A 15910-nucleotide genomic window follows, 5' to 3' on the forward strand; every position below is an offset into this window, starting at 1 on the left:
GTGAAACAGAATAATGGACGAGAGCAAAGTTTAAACTTTGATAAAAATCAAAAATAAAATATATTTGTAAAGGCCAATTTTTCGTCTCAAATGCTCTACCGGAAAATTGATTTTAAAAAGACTATTAGGTATTACGGATAGAATTTTGAAAATTTAAAGCTTCAAAGCATTTGAAAATTGAAGAAAAAGCAGAAATTGCAAAACCATATAAGAACTAAATCCGAAACAATTACATTCTTATATTACACAAACATATATTACACAAACATTTTTATTACAACACAAACAGCTAAACTTTAAACTTTTAAACAAAATGGAAAAAAAGACTGCAGTAGTGAGCAAAGATGCTAATGTAGAAAAGAAGAGCGGTACCACATCCTCTTTATTTGCCACTATCGTAATTCCGGTAGCATTCATTGCGTGTGTACTTATCTATATGTTCGTATTTGGCAACCCTGCCAACTTTGAAGGCGGCGACAACGCGAACCATCCACTTCCTGAGAACTACTTGGGTATCGTATACAAAGGTGGTTGGGTAGTGCCTATCCTATTGACATTGGTGTTATTGGTATTCATTTTCTCAATTGAGCGCTCTTTGACTATCAGCAAAGCAAAAGGAAAGAAGAACATTGCCAACTTCGTTCGCTCTATTTCTCAGAAACTGAACCAGCGTGACATCAACGGCGCTATCGCTGCCTGCGACGCACAGCAGGGTTCTGTTGCCAACGTGGTGAAGTCTGGATTGATCAAGTACAAGGAGATGCTTCACGAGCCAGAATTGCTGAAGGCTGAGAAAGTAGCCGCTATTCAGAAAGAAATTGAAGAGTCTACATCACTGGAGCTTCCAATGCTGGAGAAAAACCTGGTGATTATCTCAACAATTGCTTCGATCTCTACACTGACTGGTTTGATCGGTACGGTACTAGGTATGGTGAAGGCGTTCTCGGCTCTTGCAACTGCAGGTTCTCCAGACGCAGTAGCTCTTGCAAACGGTATCTCTGAGGCCCTTATCAACACGGCTCTTGGTGTAACTGGTTCTGCAATCGCGATCATTGCCTATAACTTCTTTACTAGCAAGATTGACGAGTTGACTTACAGCATTGACGAGGCTGGCTTCAGCATCATCTCTACTTTTGCTTCGCAGCACGAAACTGCAGCAAACACGGTAAGACCGCATACAACTATCTAATCGCTATAACCCAAGAAAATGCCTAAAGTAAAAGTAAAAAGAACCAAACCTACGTTGGACATGACGCCAATGGTGGACTTGGCCTTCTTGCTGGTTACTTTCTTTATGTTGACAACAAAGTTTGCTCCTGAAGAGGCGGTGGTTGTAGATACTCCATCCTCTGTATCAGAGATCAAGCTTCCAGACACCAACATCATCACCATTACGGTTGACAAAGACAATCGGGTGTTCTTCGGTGTTGACGGTCAGGGAACTAAAGAATCGTTACTCGACAAGATGTCAGCTAAGTACGGCGTTAGTTTCACGGAGGAAGAAAAAAAGACCTTCTCTCTGCTAACTAACTTCGGCGTTCCGGTGAACCAATTGAAGTCTTACTTGTCTATGGAGCCAAATGCCCGTAAAGAAGTAAACCAGCCAGGTATACCGGTAGACTCTGCCAGAAATGAACTGGGTGACTGGGTGCACCAGACACGTCTTACAAACCCGAAAGTGGCTATCGCCATTAAAGGTGACGTGGATGTAGATTACAGTGTGGTGCAGAAGGTTATACAGACGCTACAGGACAGAAAGATAAACAGGTTCAACCTGGTTACCGATATGGAAAATAGACCTACTAACCTATAAAAGAAAGGAGCTAAGAAATGGCAGAAGTACAAGAAAAAGCCGACTCCGGTAAAGGTGGTAAGAAAAGATCCAAGAAGATGTCTGTCCACCTGGACATGACACCAATGGTAGACCTTGCGTTTCTTCTATTGACGTTCTTCATGCTTACTACCACGTTCAGCAAGCCACAGACCATGGAAATAAACATGCCTGTGAAGCCGGACAACCCTGATGAGCAAATTGCTTTGAAGGCAAGTAATGCCATGACGATTATCCTGGGTGAGAATGACAACCTGTACTATTATTTCGGTCTTGGCGACCCAGCTGAGAATCCGGAGGTGCTGAAGTCAGATTACTCGGCAAACGGAATCAGAAAAGTTTTAATCTCGCCAAAAGTTCGTGGCAACGATAAGATGACAGTTCTGGTAAAGCCAATGGAGAAGTCGCGCTACAAGAACGTAGTTGACATTTTGGATGAATTGAAAATCACTGACACTAATCGCTTTGCAATTGTTGAAGTATCTGACAATGACAAAGAATTGGTTAAGAGTAAATTTGGAGAGTAATACATGGAAACTAGTAAGTTAGAAAAAGCATCGCTCGACGACATCGTCTTTGCCGGACGAAACCGGGCGTATGGCGCCTACCTACTACGTCAACTGTACAATAAGCACGTTACTACGGCAGCTATTATAGCTATCGGCATCTTCGCCCTTTTGATAAGCATCCCTTTGATTGGACGCCTGCTGGAGGATGAAGAGGAAGTAGTGCCGGTTGAGCGAATTGTTACAGAGGTAGAGTTAGCCCCACCACCACCAATTGATGAAGCTACGCCGCCGCCGCCGCCGCCGCCACCAGATCTTCCGCCACCACCACCACCAGTGCGTGCACAGGTAAAGTTTACGCCTCCTGTTGTGAAGCGTGACGCAGAAGTTGTGGAAGAAGAGAAAGTGCCTGATCAGAAAGAACTCGAAGACATAGATATCGGAACCAAAACGGTAGAAGGTGTTAAAGGAGCTCCACTTGATTTGGGCAATATCGACGGTACAAGTGATGTTGTTGCGGAAGTAGTAGAGGAGAAGCCATATACTTACGTTGAGCAAATGCCTGAATTCCCAGGCGGTGAAAGCGAAATGTTAAAGTACCTTGGTAAAAACATCCGCTACCCAGCAGCCGCACAGCGTGCCGGAGTAGAAGGCTTGGTAGTTCTTTCGTTCGTTGTAAGCCGTACAGGCGAAATTTCTGAGATACAGGTTGTGAAAAGCTTGGGCTCAGGTACTGACGAAGAAGCAATGCGCGTTGTGAAGACAATGCCAAAATGGTCGCCAGGCAAGCAAAATGGCAGAACGGTACCAGTTCGCTATACACTGCCAGTGCGATTCGCTATCAAGTAATCACACATCATGCTAAATAAAAAAAGGCCCTGCTAGTCAGGGCCTTTTTTTTTTGTGGTTGATCCTAGCTTAAACAGAATCACAAAAGCAAAAGTATAGCAGCATACATAGATCTTAAAGAATCATACAGGCACAAAACTGTTAAAGAAAAATTATTCGAAAAATTTTATGGAAAAAGTGCTGAGGGGTCATCATGAATAAAAGCGCATTAAGTGATGCGTAATGTTCACCTCAAAACACGAAGTACCATGAAAGAGAGCTATTTATTCGACATGTCTTTCAACAACATCATATTTGAAAGACGAAATCAGGCATATGGGGCATATGAATTGCGCAGGGCCTATGGTAAACACGTTGTATTAGCAGCCACTCTGGCAACAACAGTATTTCTTAGTGGATTGGGTTGGCCACTATTAAAACAAAGCAATGCAACTGTGGAGGGTCCTGTTGCCAAGAATACTAACAAGGACAAGATTACCATAATAGATGCAGACCGGATCTTTCCACCTCCCCCGAAGATGGAAAGCACGCCTCCGACTCCTATTGTAGAGCCTCACCAAGAAAAGGTAAAAACTGTAGCACATGTTGCCACCAAAGTGGTATCCAATGACCACCCGGATGACACTAGAGAGGTGCCAACAGTGGAGCAGCTAAGAGGGGCTATTATTGGCACACGAAACCAGGAAGGTGAACAGGCCCAAAACCCAAACTTAACAGGTATAGACCCCTCGACTAGTAACAGTGGAAATGGAACTGGCGAAGTCAATACCAATAGCGTCTATGAGTTTGTAGCTGACATGCCATATTTCGAGGGTGGTGAGGAAGGACTGCTTCGCTACATCAGTCGAAAGATAAAATACCCGAGGCAAGCTGTCAATGAAAATATTGAAGGTGTGGTTATACTAAGTTTCGTCGTGAACCGAACAGGCCATATTACTGACGCAACAATTCTGAAAGGACTCGGTTTTGGAACTGACGAAGAAGCCCTGCGGGTTATAAATGAAATGCCACCGTGGACACCAGGCAGACAGAACGGAAAACCTGTAGCGGTCAGGTATACGCTCCCAATAAGATTCAGCATGAAACGATAAGCAAGTGAATATAGTATAAAGCAGAAGCCAATCTGTATATAGAAAAGCTTCTGCTTTAATTTTTGAAGTTTATACGTTAAATTTAAGGCAACATATATAGCTAAAATCATTTATGCTCAGATCAGATAGGGAACGTGAAAAGCCAACGGTAGCTTTCTTCAATAAGTTTGCACGCTACTTTGGCATGCTCATGACATTAATTTATGTAGCACTCGGCCTATTTATCATTTTCATGGATGCCGAAACCTATAACCTGGATATGCCGGAGACCGCACGCGTCTTATTTGGAGGAACACTGATATTGTATGGAATTGTTAGATTTGTGAGAGCATATCAGCTAAATTCCAGATCTAAGCGTAACAGACACCATGATTAAAGCAGCAAAAACCCTTGTGGTGTTCTCCCTTACTGCTCTTGCAGCATGCGGAGGAGATCCAGAAACTAGCCGGGATACATCTACTACAGGCACGATCAGTATCAGTGTGGATGAAACCTTCAAACCTATTATTGAAAGTCAGGTCAGTACCTTTGAAGGCATATACAAGTATGCCAACATAGAGGATCATTACAAAACAGAGGGTGCTGTATTCAGAGACCTACTCGACGACAGCACCAGAGTCGCAATTGTATCCCGCAAACTTACAGATAACGAAAAAGCAGTATTTGATCAGCGCAAGCTGACGCCTAGGTATACCAAAATCGCGATTGACGCCGTTGCCCTAATTGTAAACAGTAATAACCGTGATACGCTCCTCACCATGAATCAGGTGCGTGACATTTTCACAGGCAAAATATCGAATTGGAAGCAGTTAAATTCCGAAAGCAAACTTAGGGATATAGCCATCGTGTTTGACAATAATAATTCAAGTACGGCCCGTTATGTGCGGGACACACTCATGGCAGGCCAACCATTACCAAAAGGCACTGCTGCCAGCAACTCACATGCGGCTCTGATTGACTATGTGGCTAAGAACGAAAACGCAATTGGTGTGATCGGTGTAAATTGGATAAGCGACCGGGATGACACAACATCACTTAACTTTTTAGGGAAAATAAAAGTAGTAGGTCTAAGCTCAGAAGAAAACCCGATAACTACTGACAGTTACTTCCAACCCTACCAAGCTTATATAGCACAGGGTGAATACCCGTTAAGAAGATTTCTGTATATCATTAGTACTGAGGGCCGTGCAGGACTTGGCACAGGTTTTGCTTCTTATGTAGCCAGTGACAAAGGCCAGCGTATAATACTGAAATCAGGACTTGTGCCTGCCACAATGCCGGTTCGTATTGTAGGTTTTAACAACAAGGCTAGAAAATTCAGACAAGAGTAACCAAAGACAATAATAACACAAACTAAACTTAATTAACAATGACAAATAATTGGAAATATGCTTTACTGATTGCTGCTATGTTCCCAACTGCTGCTGCTTTTGCGCAGTCTGGCGACCAGGGCAGAAGAGCTGTAGACCTAGAGCGCTATCAGGAAGCTAAATCTGTTTATAAATCACAGCTAAATAACAAAAACGCCGATAATGCTTATTTCGGATTAGGTGATATATACCTCCGCACTGAAAAATTAGACTCAGCTGCTTATTACTTTAATCAGGGCTTAGCCAAGAACTCTAAGTCTGCCATCAATATGGTAGGATTGGGCAAAATTGAGCTCGAGAAAGGTAACAAAGCTGCTGCTGAGAAACATTTCGCGGATGCCGCCAAGAGAGGCAAAAAAGACGCTTATGTGCGCGCCATGATTGCCGAAGCTTACATTAATCAACCTGAGGCTTCGGAGCAGGATCTTAACAAAGCAATTGAGCATTTGAAAGAAGCGGCCAGCCGCGATAAAAATAATGCCATGATCCATGTATTAATGGGTGATGCTTATTTGAAAATGAAAAATGGTGGCCAGGCAATGAGCAGTTTCGATCGCGCTATTCAGCTGGATGCTAAGTCTGCTCTAGCACATTTAAAGAGAGGCCAGCTTTATACTAGCTCACGTAACTACAACGAAGCAGAAGAGGCCTACAAAAAAGCCATTGAGATTGACCCAAAATTCGCCCCTGCGTACCGTGACCTTGGTGAGCTTTACTACTTCGCTGGCCAATACGACAGAGCGTTGTCTACCTTTAAGCAGTACGTTGATATGTCTGAGAACACTCCGGCTACCCGTGCTAAGTATGCGTCATTCCTTTTCCTGACCAAGGACTATGAAGGGACTCTTAGAGAGGTGCAGGAAGTTCTGAAGACAGATCCTAACAACAAGACGATGAACCGTCTGTTAGCATACTCATACCTGGAACTTGGGAAGCCTGAAGAAGCTCTTAAGGCCATGGAGAATTACTTGAGCAAGGTTGACCAGAGCAACATGATTGCCAGTGATTATGAGTATTATGGTAAAATCTTAGGCAGAAACAATCAGCCAGCTAAGGCCATTGAGAATCTGGAAAAAGCTCTGGCCATGGACCCAAGCAAGCCGGAGTTATACTACGATCTGGCCAACCAGTATGCACGTGAGCAGAAGTTTGATAAAGCGGTTGAGGTATATACCAGAAAACAAGAGAAGCTGGGTACTTCAAATACAGATTATTTCCACTTAGGAAATGCTTATATGATGGCTGAGAAGTTTGATAAGGCAGATGAGACTTACAAAAAGATCACAGATGCTAACCCAACTTATGCCTATGCTCATATCTGGAGAGCCCGTGCTCAGTCCAACCTGGACCCTGAGACAGAAAAAGGTCTGGCAAAACCGCATTATGAAGAATTCATTAAGCTTACTAATGGTGAGAAAGATAAGTATAAGAAAGAGCTAATTGAAGCCAATACTTATTTAGGTTACTATTACTACCTGAAAGGTGAACGCGACAATGCCGTTAAGTACTGGACTGAGGTAAAAACACTTGATCCAACAAACGCACAGGCTGAAACAGCCTTGGCTGAAATCAACAGAACCAGTGCTCCTAAGAAAAAACGTTAGTAGCAAGGTTTCATAAAAGAAATGGCCCGCTTCAAATGAAGCGGGCCATTTCTTTTATGAACTTATCCATTCCAGAAACTCAGTACATAGTTACTGATTCTCATAAAGAGCCCATTTATCCAGGGCATTCTGGAAGTCGGTGGGTAGCTCAGTACTAAACTGCACAAACTCCTTCGTCACGGGATGTTTAAAGCCTAATGATTTGGCGTGTAGGGCTTGTCTGGGGATTATCTTAAACGCGTTCTCTACGAAAGTCTTATAGGAGCCCGTTGGCATGCCTTGAAGTATTTTATCGCCTCCATAGGTTGCATCTGAAAACAATGGATGTCCAATATGCTTCATATGCGCCCTAATCTGGTGTGTTCGTCCAGTCTCCAGGTTACACTGCACTAAGGATACATATTTGAACCTACGCAACACCTTGTAGTGCGTAACTGCGTGTTTGCCATACTCGCCCCCAGGGTAAACAGACATCACGCGTCTATCTTTTGCGCTCCGCCCCACATGGCCCACGATTGTACCTTCATCTTGTTTTGGAACACCCCATACCAAGGCATAGTAGGTGCGTTCAATCGTATGCTTAAAAAACTGCTTCGCCAAATAGGCCATACTATACTCAGATTTGGCAATTACAAGCAGCCCAGAGGTATCTTTGTCGATGCGGTGTACTAACCCAGGCCTGCCTTCCCCATTCCGTGCTGTAGGCAAATTCTGAAGATAATAGGTCAGCGCATTGACAAGCGTACCTGTCCAGTTGTTGTAGGCAGGGTGCACGACCATACCTGCTTCTTTGTTCACAATAAGCAGTTCATCGTCTTCATACAGGATATCCAACGGAATATCTTCCGGCACAATATCGGTATCGCGGGGAGGATTGGCTAGCGTAATCGTTATTATATCCAGCGGCTTTACTTTGTAGCTAACCTTCACTGGTTTCTGATTCACCTGCACAGACTCTGAGCGTATAGCACCCTGTAGTTTGTTCCGGGTTACGTTAGGCAAACGATCCATCAGAAACTTGTCTATGCGAAGCAGCGCCTGGCCTTTATCCACCACTATGCGATGGTGCTCATATAATTCGTCCGAGTCTTCTATACTGTCCTGCTCTTCTTCTTCAAAGTCAATCACGGTATACTAGCTTTAGGTATAAACAAAAAGAAAGCCGAGGTATAGAACATCGGCTTTCCTGAACTCACTAAGGAGTACTTCTTATTTTTTCTTCTTGGCTGGAGTCGTAGCTGCTGGCTTCGCGGCAGGCTTCTGCTGCTGTGGCTGAGTTTGCTGGGCAGCAGCTGGCTGCTTCGCAGGGTCTACGCCAAGCTTCTTAAATACCAGGTTGTTGATGTTACCGCTGTCAGGACCTTCCAGAATAGCCTGCTCGCTTAGGATGTACAAGTAGCCGTTCTCTTTTGCTACTTCTTTGATCGCATTCTCAATCTTTACCAAAACAGGCTGAATAAGAGACTGCTCTTTCTCGCGAAGTGACATCTGGGCATCGTACTGGAACTTCTGAATAGACTGCTCCAGGTTTACCAACTCACGCTCTTTGTCTTCGCGAACAACTTTATCCATTGTGGTGGCACCTTTCTGGTAAGCCTGAAGCTTTGTGTTATACTCGTTTTCTTTTGAAGCAAACTGCTCCTGTAGCTTTTGGCCATATGTTTCGAGCTCTTTCTGCATTGCTGTTCTTTCAGGCATTTTGCTCAGGATCTCTTCTACGTTAGCAAAACCGATTTTAACAGCCTGATCATTTGTTTGAGCAAATGACGCGAAGCTAATAAGTAAAAACGCTGCTACTAAAGTTTTGATTTTGTTCATGATTGGATGGTTAATTTGTGATTCTTGTAGTTTAGTTGTTAGACTTCTTTTTGGCAGGCTGCGTCTTTTGCCTGTTTTGCTGTGTCTGGTTCTGGCCTTCCTCACTTTCTATACCTGTTTCAGGAAGGTTTGCGGGATCATCCACAATGGCATCAGCCGGACGTTTGCCAGGCATGTTTTGTTTATCGGTGGCTAATCCAAGTTCCTCCAGCACATACTCCGTGTAATCATGCACCGGGTTGGTATAGATCATTACCAGATCACCTGACTTGTCGAATACTATTTGAAGGCCTTTTGCCTTTGCTACTTTTTCGACAGCAGTGAATACTTCATCCTGAATAGGCCGTATCAGGTCCTGGCGACGCTTGAACATCATTCCTTCGAATCCGAATATCTTGCGCTGGTAATCCCTGACCTCATTTTCCTTGCGTGTTACATCGGCCTGACGTTTTTGCTTCATCACGTCAGTAAGCAGCACCTCCTCGGCTTTGTAGTCCTGCTTCATCTTTTCTACAGCCTGATACATACCCTCTATTTCTTTCTGCCACGCTTCGCTATGCTTGTCCAACTCAGCCTGCGCCTTGGCATAAGCCGGCATTTTACTCAGGATAAAGTTAGAATCAATATAGCCAAACTTCTGCGCCTGCGAAACAGTCGAAAGCAAAAAGCCCGCTAAAAAGATGAACAAAAACTTTTTCATACTAATTCCTTATCGTAACTGCTGTCCGATCATGAAGTGGAACTGTCCTCGTTTTGCATTTGGCTGACCAGGCAGATCGTCGAATCTCCAGCCATAGTCGAATCCAAGCAAACCAAACGCAGCCATAAAGATTCGCACACCCACACCGCCTGAACGGTAGAGCCTGAATGGATTGTAGCGGTCATATGAACCAAAATTATTACCTGCCTCCAGAAACGCGAGACCATAAATGGTAGCACCCGGATTTGGCGAGATCAATTGTCTGGCTTCCAACACGAATTTGTTATAAGCTATACCTCCTGTACTGGCCAATGTCGGATCAGCAGTATCAATCACGCTCTCATCATCATAGCCACGAAGACCGATATAGTCCGTTCCCACAAATATATTCTGCCCACCCAAGCCAGAACCGCCTAGCCTGAATCGCTCAAACGGGCCGATACTTGTCTTTGAGCTATACTTACCCAGGAAACCGAAGTGTGCTCTTGTGTTTAATACCAAATTTCCTGCCAAATTCATGAACCATGATGCATCGAACATCCATTTGTTGAATTCCACATACTCATAGTTGTTTCTTTTCTCTGTGAACAACGAGTATGGTGGCGTTAGATTTACACTTAACGAGATTTGAGAACCCCTTCTCGGGAAAGTTGGATTGTCGATGCTGACACGAGCCAGGGTGTTATTGAGCGAAATGCTATTGGAACTACCATTGTCAAAATCGCCAAACAGTCTGAAGTTTTTCAAGGTATAGCGATTATACCCAAGCGAGTGACTTAACTGGAAGAAGTTATCCGGCCACTGCAATCGACGACCTAAACTAACAGACGCACCATCTACATTCAGGCGGCTGTCAATTTCAGATCTGCTGTCGCGACGTATTGTCTTGAATAAGCTAACTGTTAAGGCGTTCGGCTTGCGGCCTCCCAACCATGGCTCAGTAAACGAAAGTGAGTAGGACTGGTAGAACTTACCGTTCGCCTGTACGTTCAGTGCCAGACGCTGCCCGTCGCCGCTTGGCAATGGCCTCCACTCCGACAGGTTAAAGAGTTTGCGGGTAGAAAAGTTATTCAACGTAAGGCCAACTGTACCTACAGCCCCGATCGGTCCACCCCAACCACCAGACAAGCTGATCTGGTCATTCGGACGCTCTGAAACAGTGTAATTGATATCCACAGTTCCTTCCGCAGGGTTAGGGATTGGGTTCAAACCGATCGTCTCAGGGTCGAAGTAACCTAGATTGGCCAATTCGTTTCTGGAGCGAATCAGGTCTTCGCGACTATACTTCTGCCCTGGCAAAGTACGGATTTCGCGAAGCACTACATGGTCGCTCGTTTTGGTGTTACCGGTCACGTTTACTTTGCTGATCGTAGCCTGCGGCCCTTCCGATACGCGCATTTCGATATCAATGGAGTCACCTTCTACCTTTACCTCTACCGGGTCGATGTTAAAGAACAGGTAACCATCGTTTTGGTACAAAGCTGACACATCCACACCAGCTGGGTTGTAGTTTAATCGCTTATCAAGTTCCTGCTTATTGTAGACATCGCCTTTTTCTATACCTAGCACACGTGTGAGGTATGCATCGTCATAGAGGTAGTTACCGTTCCAGGAGATATTTCGGTAATAATAGCGGTCGCCTTCATCCACTGTAATGCGTACTGCCAGTCTGTCTTCACTGATATTATACACCGTGTCCGAAACGATTACTGCATCGCGGTAGCCTTCGGTACTGTAAAAGTCCAGCAACAGCTGTTTGTCATTCTCATACTCTGAGCGCTGGAACTTAGAAGAGGTGAATATTTTGTAATAGCGCTTTTCCTTCGTTTTCTTGAGCTGACGGCGCAGCTTCTTGTCGGTAAAGGCCTCATTTCCCTCAAACGCGATCTCGGCGATCTTTACTTTGTCGCCTTTGTCGATATTGATGTTAAGTACCACGCTGTTAGGAAGCAGCGAGTCTGGCTTCTGAACAATGTTGATCTTCGCATTCAGGTAGCTTTTCTCAGCGTAATATTTGCGTATTACATTTCGGGTGCTGCTTAGAACGGCATCCGTCACTACTTTGCCTCTGATCAGGTTAATCTTTTCACGCAGGGCATCCTGCTGGGTCTTATTAATGCCAGAGAACTCAAAGCGAGACAGGCGGGGACGCTCCTTCAGGTCGAAGTTCAGAAAAATCTGGTTGCCCTCGACACGGGTCACGTATACGTCTACATCGCCCAGTATACCCTGATCCCAGAGTTTCTGTATAGCGCGGCTGATGTCCTCTCCAGGCACTGTTATCTCGTCTCCTACTTTCAGACCGGTAACGGCCGTAAGCGAGGCAGGATCCAGGAATTTGATACCGGTAAACTCAATGCCCCCGAGGCGGTACTGCTTAGGCTGTGCGTAGTCTACTGTATTGTTCTGTTGGGGATTTTTTAGAACCTGTGAAGAAGCTGTGCCTGTAATTAGCAGAAACACAAGCACCCAAATGCATCTTGTCATTAATCTGTTCACTTTGTTAGTTGTTCACTTGTCTTGCCAAAACGGCGTTCCCTGCTCTGGTAGGATACAATGGCCTCGTACAGATGCTCCTTCCGGAAATCGGGCCAAAGCAGTTCTGTAATGTATAGCTCCGTATAAGCTAGTTGCCACAATAAGAAATTACTGATCCGCTGCTCTCCGCTCGTACGAATCAACAACTCAGGGTCTGGCATTCCGGCGGTGGAAAGATACTCTCTTATAGTTGCTTCATCTATCGCTTCAGGGGCTATAGTTCCATGACCCACATTGGCGGCTATACGTTGCATAGCCTGCGTAATATCCCAGCGGCCACTGTAACTCAAGGCTACCACTAAGGTCATGCGGGTATTTCCTTTGGTCATTTCCATCGCCTCCAAAAGCTCTCGTTGGCAGGCAGCTGGCAGACTGTTCGTGTTTCCTATTGTCTGGAGACGGATGTTATTCTTGTTAAGCGTAGCTGTTTCTTTTCTGATCGTTGAAACCAGCAGTTGCATCAGCGCCGACACTTCTGTTTCTGGTCTTGACCAGTTTTCAGTAGAAAAGGCATATAGGGTCAGGTACTCCACACCCAGTTCAGCGGCAGCTTCTACCGTTTCACGCACTGCCGTGATAGCGTTCTGATGGCCGAATATCCGTAAGCCGCCCCTCTTCTTTGCCCAACGTCCATTTCCGTCCATGATAACGGCAATATGCTTTGGCAAATTGTCTAAATCTACTTGTTCCCTAATATTCATTAAACCACAATTTCCTTGCAAGTTACAAAAAGCAAGATAATTTAATGAAATTTTAGCTTGTTAATCTAACACACCGGCTTTGCGCTTGTACACAGGGGGGCAATTAATTCGGTAGAAGGTATAAGATAGGTTGATTCCGTTATAGAAGTACATGTCCTTGTTAAAGGGATTGGCGACACTCAGATCGTCATCTTCGTTCAGGTAATCGATTACGTCGTTGAACATTTTGCGGGCGCCAAACTCTAGACCGAGGTTCCATTGCTTGCTCAGCGCATATTTCACACCTACTCCAAATGGCACCGCTACCGTAAACTTGTTATCAAATGCTTCCAGTATATCACCCTCACGTGACAGTTGGTGATTGTAGTTAAGCAAGGCCACGCCGGCGAAGAAATAGGGGGAAACACGATGAGGCTGTCGTATATCGGCATAATAGTCCAGGAAATTGTATTCCATTCCTAGTGAAAACTCGATCATACTCAGCTTTAGGTCCATGTTACGCCAATCATGATACGGCAGTTCCTGCGACTCGTCCTTGAAGGCCTTATCGTTGAAGATGCGGTGGCTTCCCATGAGAGCAGCTTTGAGAGAAAGAGGCGCCGAAATGTTATGGCGATAAAAGACGGTCATGGCAGGCTGATTATTCAAAAATCTATAATTGGGAGATATTTCCCCTTTATAGTTGGCCCCGCCTATACCTATACCAATCTCGCTGGTGGTGATAGGTTTTATTTGCTGTAGCTGTGCGTACGCAGCGCTATTAAAAAAAGCACTCCCTATTTGCAAAATAAGACAAATAAGGAGCGCCTGCTTAATCGTATTGAAAATCATGTGTACCAATTTCGGAGTTTAGGTGAACAACGAACCGCTCTCCGATCTATTATCTAAACTTCGGACTTCTTACGCGTGGTGACAGAATATAGTTCAGTCCAAGGCTTGTCTGGATGTACCAATCGTTGTCAGAGCTGTTGCCTCTTGTGCGGTTGTTGTTCGTACCGTATTTTGGCAATCGGGAGTAGCCAGACGGATCTTTTACCAGTTCGCTGTTGAAACCAGCCTCAGCGCTTCTGTCAGAGAAAATTACAGAGGCATTGCGGTTGCTGCTTCTGTTGCCTTCGCTCAAGAGGTCGCTTTTGTTCACGTGCGCTGTGCTCACATCGTCCAGATAATCCGTGAAGGTCGCTCTCCAGCCCATTTCGAAGCTGAAGTCCCAGTTTCTGTCTAGCTTATATCTTACTCCAAGTCCAAAAGGAATGGCTATCTGAATGCGCTTGTACGGGTCGCTTACAGTGCCTTCTACATCCAGATACTGGCCTTCTGTACCGAGCGGCTGCAAGGCATACCAACCTGTGGCAATGTCAAGGTCAGGGCTCAAGCCCGGATGTGAGCCATTCTCATAATAGGCTTTTGGATTATGATGAAACACAGCGATACCGGCGTAGGCATAAGGAACAAAGTCCGGGCGACGACGGTAATAGTGACGGTTCTCAAAAAGGTCGATGATGGCTACGGCACTCAACTCTTTGATGTCGTTTCTGAAAGAGAGGTTTCTTCTGTAGCGGCCCATGTTTTCTCCCTCATCAGGACCAGCGGCCTTGGCGTCGTCGCCAGCAATGCGGTTCCACTGAAAAGAATAACGGGAAGAAACTCGAGGGAAGTGGCGAAAGGTATAATTTATACCCACGCTCGGTCGTGTCGACTTGAGGCGCATACTGGTAAAGTCTGCCTGAGGAACTAGATCCCCAAAGTAGTTAGATGCGCCAAGCGTCACCCCTACGGTAGCATACCTCTTACGCTTTGTAAAACGCTGAGCTTCAGCCTCTGTGGAGACTACAGCAAATGAGACCGCAAGCAATAATAAGAGAGTAACAAATTTCTTCATAGCGAAACAATTTCTTTTTAAGCGCATTACAACAGGCTTATACCTCTGCCAAAATAAACGTCCGAGACAAAAATAGGGATTATTTGTTGGTATAAAAATATGTATATCAAATATTAAATATAATTTATCTGAAAATAATATTACGTTTATCCAATCCCCAGTTCAACTTACCCCTTAGTGTGGTCAGAAAGTTAACGTGGTGCAGTTTCACCAACCTGGCAACAAAATTTTCTCTGCGTACTGCAATCTGAACCGCCATGTCTACAGGCATAGACCTCGAATCGAGGGAGGCAAGGTAAGTGCTGCTGCGGCCTTCCACCTCAAAAGAGATCACGCTCTTGTCAGACACGATCATGGGCCGCACATTCAAATTATGGGGACATACGGGTGAAATAACGAAATTGTTGGTCTGTGGCAGCACCAGTGGACCACCGCAGCTAAGCGAATAGCCTGTCGACCCGGTAGGGGTCGCGACCACAAGCCCATCGGCCCAGTACGTGTTCAAATACTCACCATCTATATACGCATGGACGGCTATCATGGCCGATGAATCCCGCTTCAGAAGGCTAAACTCATTCAATCCGAAGTTGATGCCATCAAATATCTCCTGATCGGAGTCTACTCGAATCAATGCCCGGTCGTCCAACGTGTAATGTCCTTTGAAAAGAGCGTCCAGCGCCAGGTTGATGCTGTCGTGGGCAATGGTCGCCAAGAATCCGAGCCGCCCGGTGTTGATGCCCAGTATCGGAATCTGCAGTGCCCCTACGTAAGTCACCGTGTCTAACAGGGTGCCATCTCCGCCAATGCTCAGCACAAAATCCACCCCATCCAAACTGTCGCCCCGGTTAAAGACAGGTATACCGGCAGGCAAATTGATCCTGTTCTGAAGAAACAGGCTGAAGTGCTCTACTACGATTACCTCGGCGTCTCGGCGATGCAGCTCGTCAAACAGGTTCTGTATAAAGGGACCGTATTCCTCATCAAAGGGCTTGCCTAATATAGCTATTTTCATATATTTTA

At 45.1% G+C, this 15910-nt stretch carries 15 protein-coding genes; 7 read left to right on the forward strand and 8 right to left on the reverse strand.

The window, feature by feature from the left end:
- The first annotated feature begins 313 nt into the window (after positions 1-313).
- The 7 genes from H9Q13_RS15465 (at position 314) to H9Q13_RS15495 (ending at position 7251) form a co-directional block, all read left to right on the forward strand.
- Positions 314-1189, forward strand: a complete 876-nt coding sequence (locus H9Q13_RS15465) for a MotA/TolQ/ExbB proton channel family protein (protein WP_191184709.1) — start codon at positions 314-316, stop codon at positions 1187-1189.
- Positions 1190-1207: 18 nt separating this feature from the next.
- Entirely contained in the window at positions 1208-1813 is a 606-nt protein-coding gene (locus H9Q13_RS15470) for an ExbD/TolR family protein (RefSeq protein ID WP_191184710.1), read from the forward strand.
- 17 nt (positions 1814-1830) lie between these two features.
- On the forward strand, positions 1831-2358 hold the full coding sequence (locus tag H9Q13_RS15475; protein WP_191184711.1) for an ExbD/TolR family protein: 528 nt from the start codon (positions 1831-1833) through the stop codon (positions 2356-2358).
- A 3-nt stretch (positions 2359-2361) separates the two neighbouring features.
- Positions 2362-3186 carry an energy transducer TonB gene (locus tag H9Q13_RS15480; RefSeq protein ID WP_191184712.1) on the forward strand — a complete coding sequence of 275 codons (825 nt, stop codon included), beginning with the start codon at positions 2362-2364 and terminating at the stop codon, positions 3184-3186.
- A 248-nt stretch (positions 3187-3434) separates the two neighbouring features.
- The gene (locus tag H9Q13_RS15485) at positions 3435-4277 is read left to right on the forward strand and encodes an energy transducer TonB (RefSeq protein ID WP_191184713.1); all 843 of its coding nucleotides are present in this window, start codon (positions 3435-3437) and stop codon (positions 4275-4277) included.
- Positions 4278-4645: 368 nt separating this feature from the next.
- The gene (locus H9Q13_RS15490) at positions 4646-5608 is read left to right on the forward strand and encodes a PstS family phosphate ABC transporter substrate-binding protein (protein ID WP_191184714.1); all 963 of its coding nucleotides are present in this window, start codon (positions 4646-4648) and stop codon (positions 5606-5608) included.
- A gap of 38 nt (positions 5609-5646) precedes the next feature.
- Positions 5647-7251: a tetratricopeptide repeat protein gene (locus H9Q13_RS15495; protein WP_191184715.1), complete on the forward strand. Its 1605-nt coding sequence runs from the start codon at positions 5647-5649 to the stop codon at positions 7249-7251.
- Positions 7252-7341: 90 nt separating this feature from the next.
- On the opposite strand, the gene H9Q13_RS15500 is transcribed toward H9Q13_RS15495, so the two are convergent.
- The 8 genes from H9Q13_RS15500 to H9Q13_RS15535 form a co-directional block, all read right to left on the reverse strand.
- Positions 7342-8379, reverse strand: coding sequence for an RluA family pseudouridine synthase (locus tag H9Q13_RS15500; protein ID WP_191184716.1), 1038 nt, complete (start codon positions 8377-8379; stop codon positions 7342-7344).
- Between the two features lie 81 nt (positions 8380-8460).
- On the reverse strand, positions 8461-9069 hold the full coding sequence (locus H9Q13_RS15505) for an OmpH family outer membrane protein (protein ID WP_191184717.1): 609 nt from the start codon (positions 9067-9069) through the stop codon (positions 8461-8463).
- 31 nt (positions 9070-9100) lie between these two features.
- Positions 9101-9769, reverse strand: a complete 669-nt coding sequence (locus H9Q13_RS15510) for an OmpH family outer membrane protein (RefSeq protein ID WP_191184718.1) — start codon at positions 9767-9769, stop codon at positions 9101-9103.
- Between the two features lie 9 nt (positions 9770-9778).
- Positions 9779-12256, reverse strand: coding sequence for an outer membrane protein assembly factor BamA (gene bamA, locus H9Q13_RS15515; protein WP_191184719.1), 2478 nt, complete (start codon positions 12254-12256; stop codon positions 9779-9781).
- Between the two features lie 8 nt (positions 12257-12264).
- On the reverse strand, positions 12265-13008 hold the full coding sequence (locus H9Q13_RS15520; RefSeq protein ID WP_191184720.1) for an isoprenyl transferase: 744 nt from the start codon (positions 13006-13008) through the stop codon (positions 12265-12267).
- Positions 13009-13068: 60 nt separating this feature from the next.
- Positions 13069-13839 (reverse strand): type IX secretion system protein PorG, encoded by a 771-nt coding sequence (porG, locus tag H9Q13_RS15525; RefSeq protein WP_191184721.1) that lies wholly within the window; start codon positions 13837-13839, stop codon positions 13069-13071.
- Positions 13840-13888: 49 nt separating this feature from the next.
- Complete coding sequence (locus H9Q13_RS15530; RefSeq protein ID WP_191184722.1) at positions 13889-14890, reverse strand: DUF6089 family protein; 1002 nt, start codon at positions 14888-14890, stop codon at positions 13889-13891.
- A 124-nt stretch (positions 14891-15014) separates the two neighbouring features.
- The gene (locus H9Q13_RS15535) at positions 15015-15902 is read right to left on the reverse strand and encodes an NAD kinase (RefSeq protein ID WP_191184723.1); all 888 of its coding nucleotides are present in this window, start codon (positions 15900-15902) and stop codon (positions 15015-15017) included.
- Between the last annotated feature and the right edge of the window lie 8 nt (positions 15903-15910).

Origin of the sequence: Pontibacter aquaedesilientis (assembly GCF_014773225.1) — a bacterium.
Lineage (GTDB): Bacteria > Bacteroidota > Bacteroidia > Cytophagales > Hymenobacteraceae > Pontibacter > Pontibacter aquaedesilientis.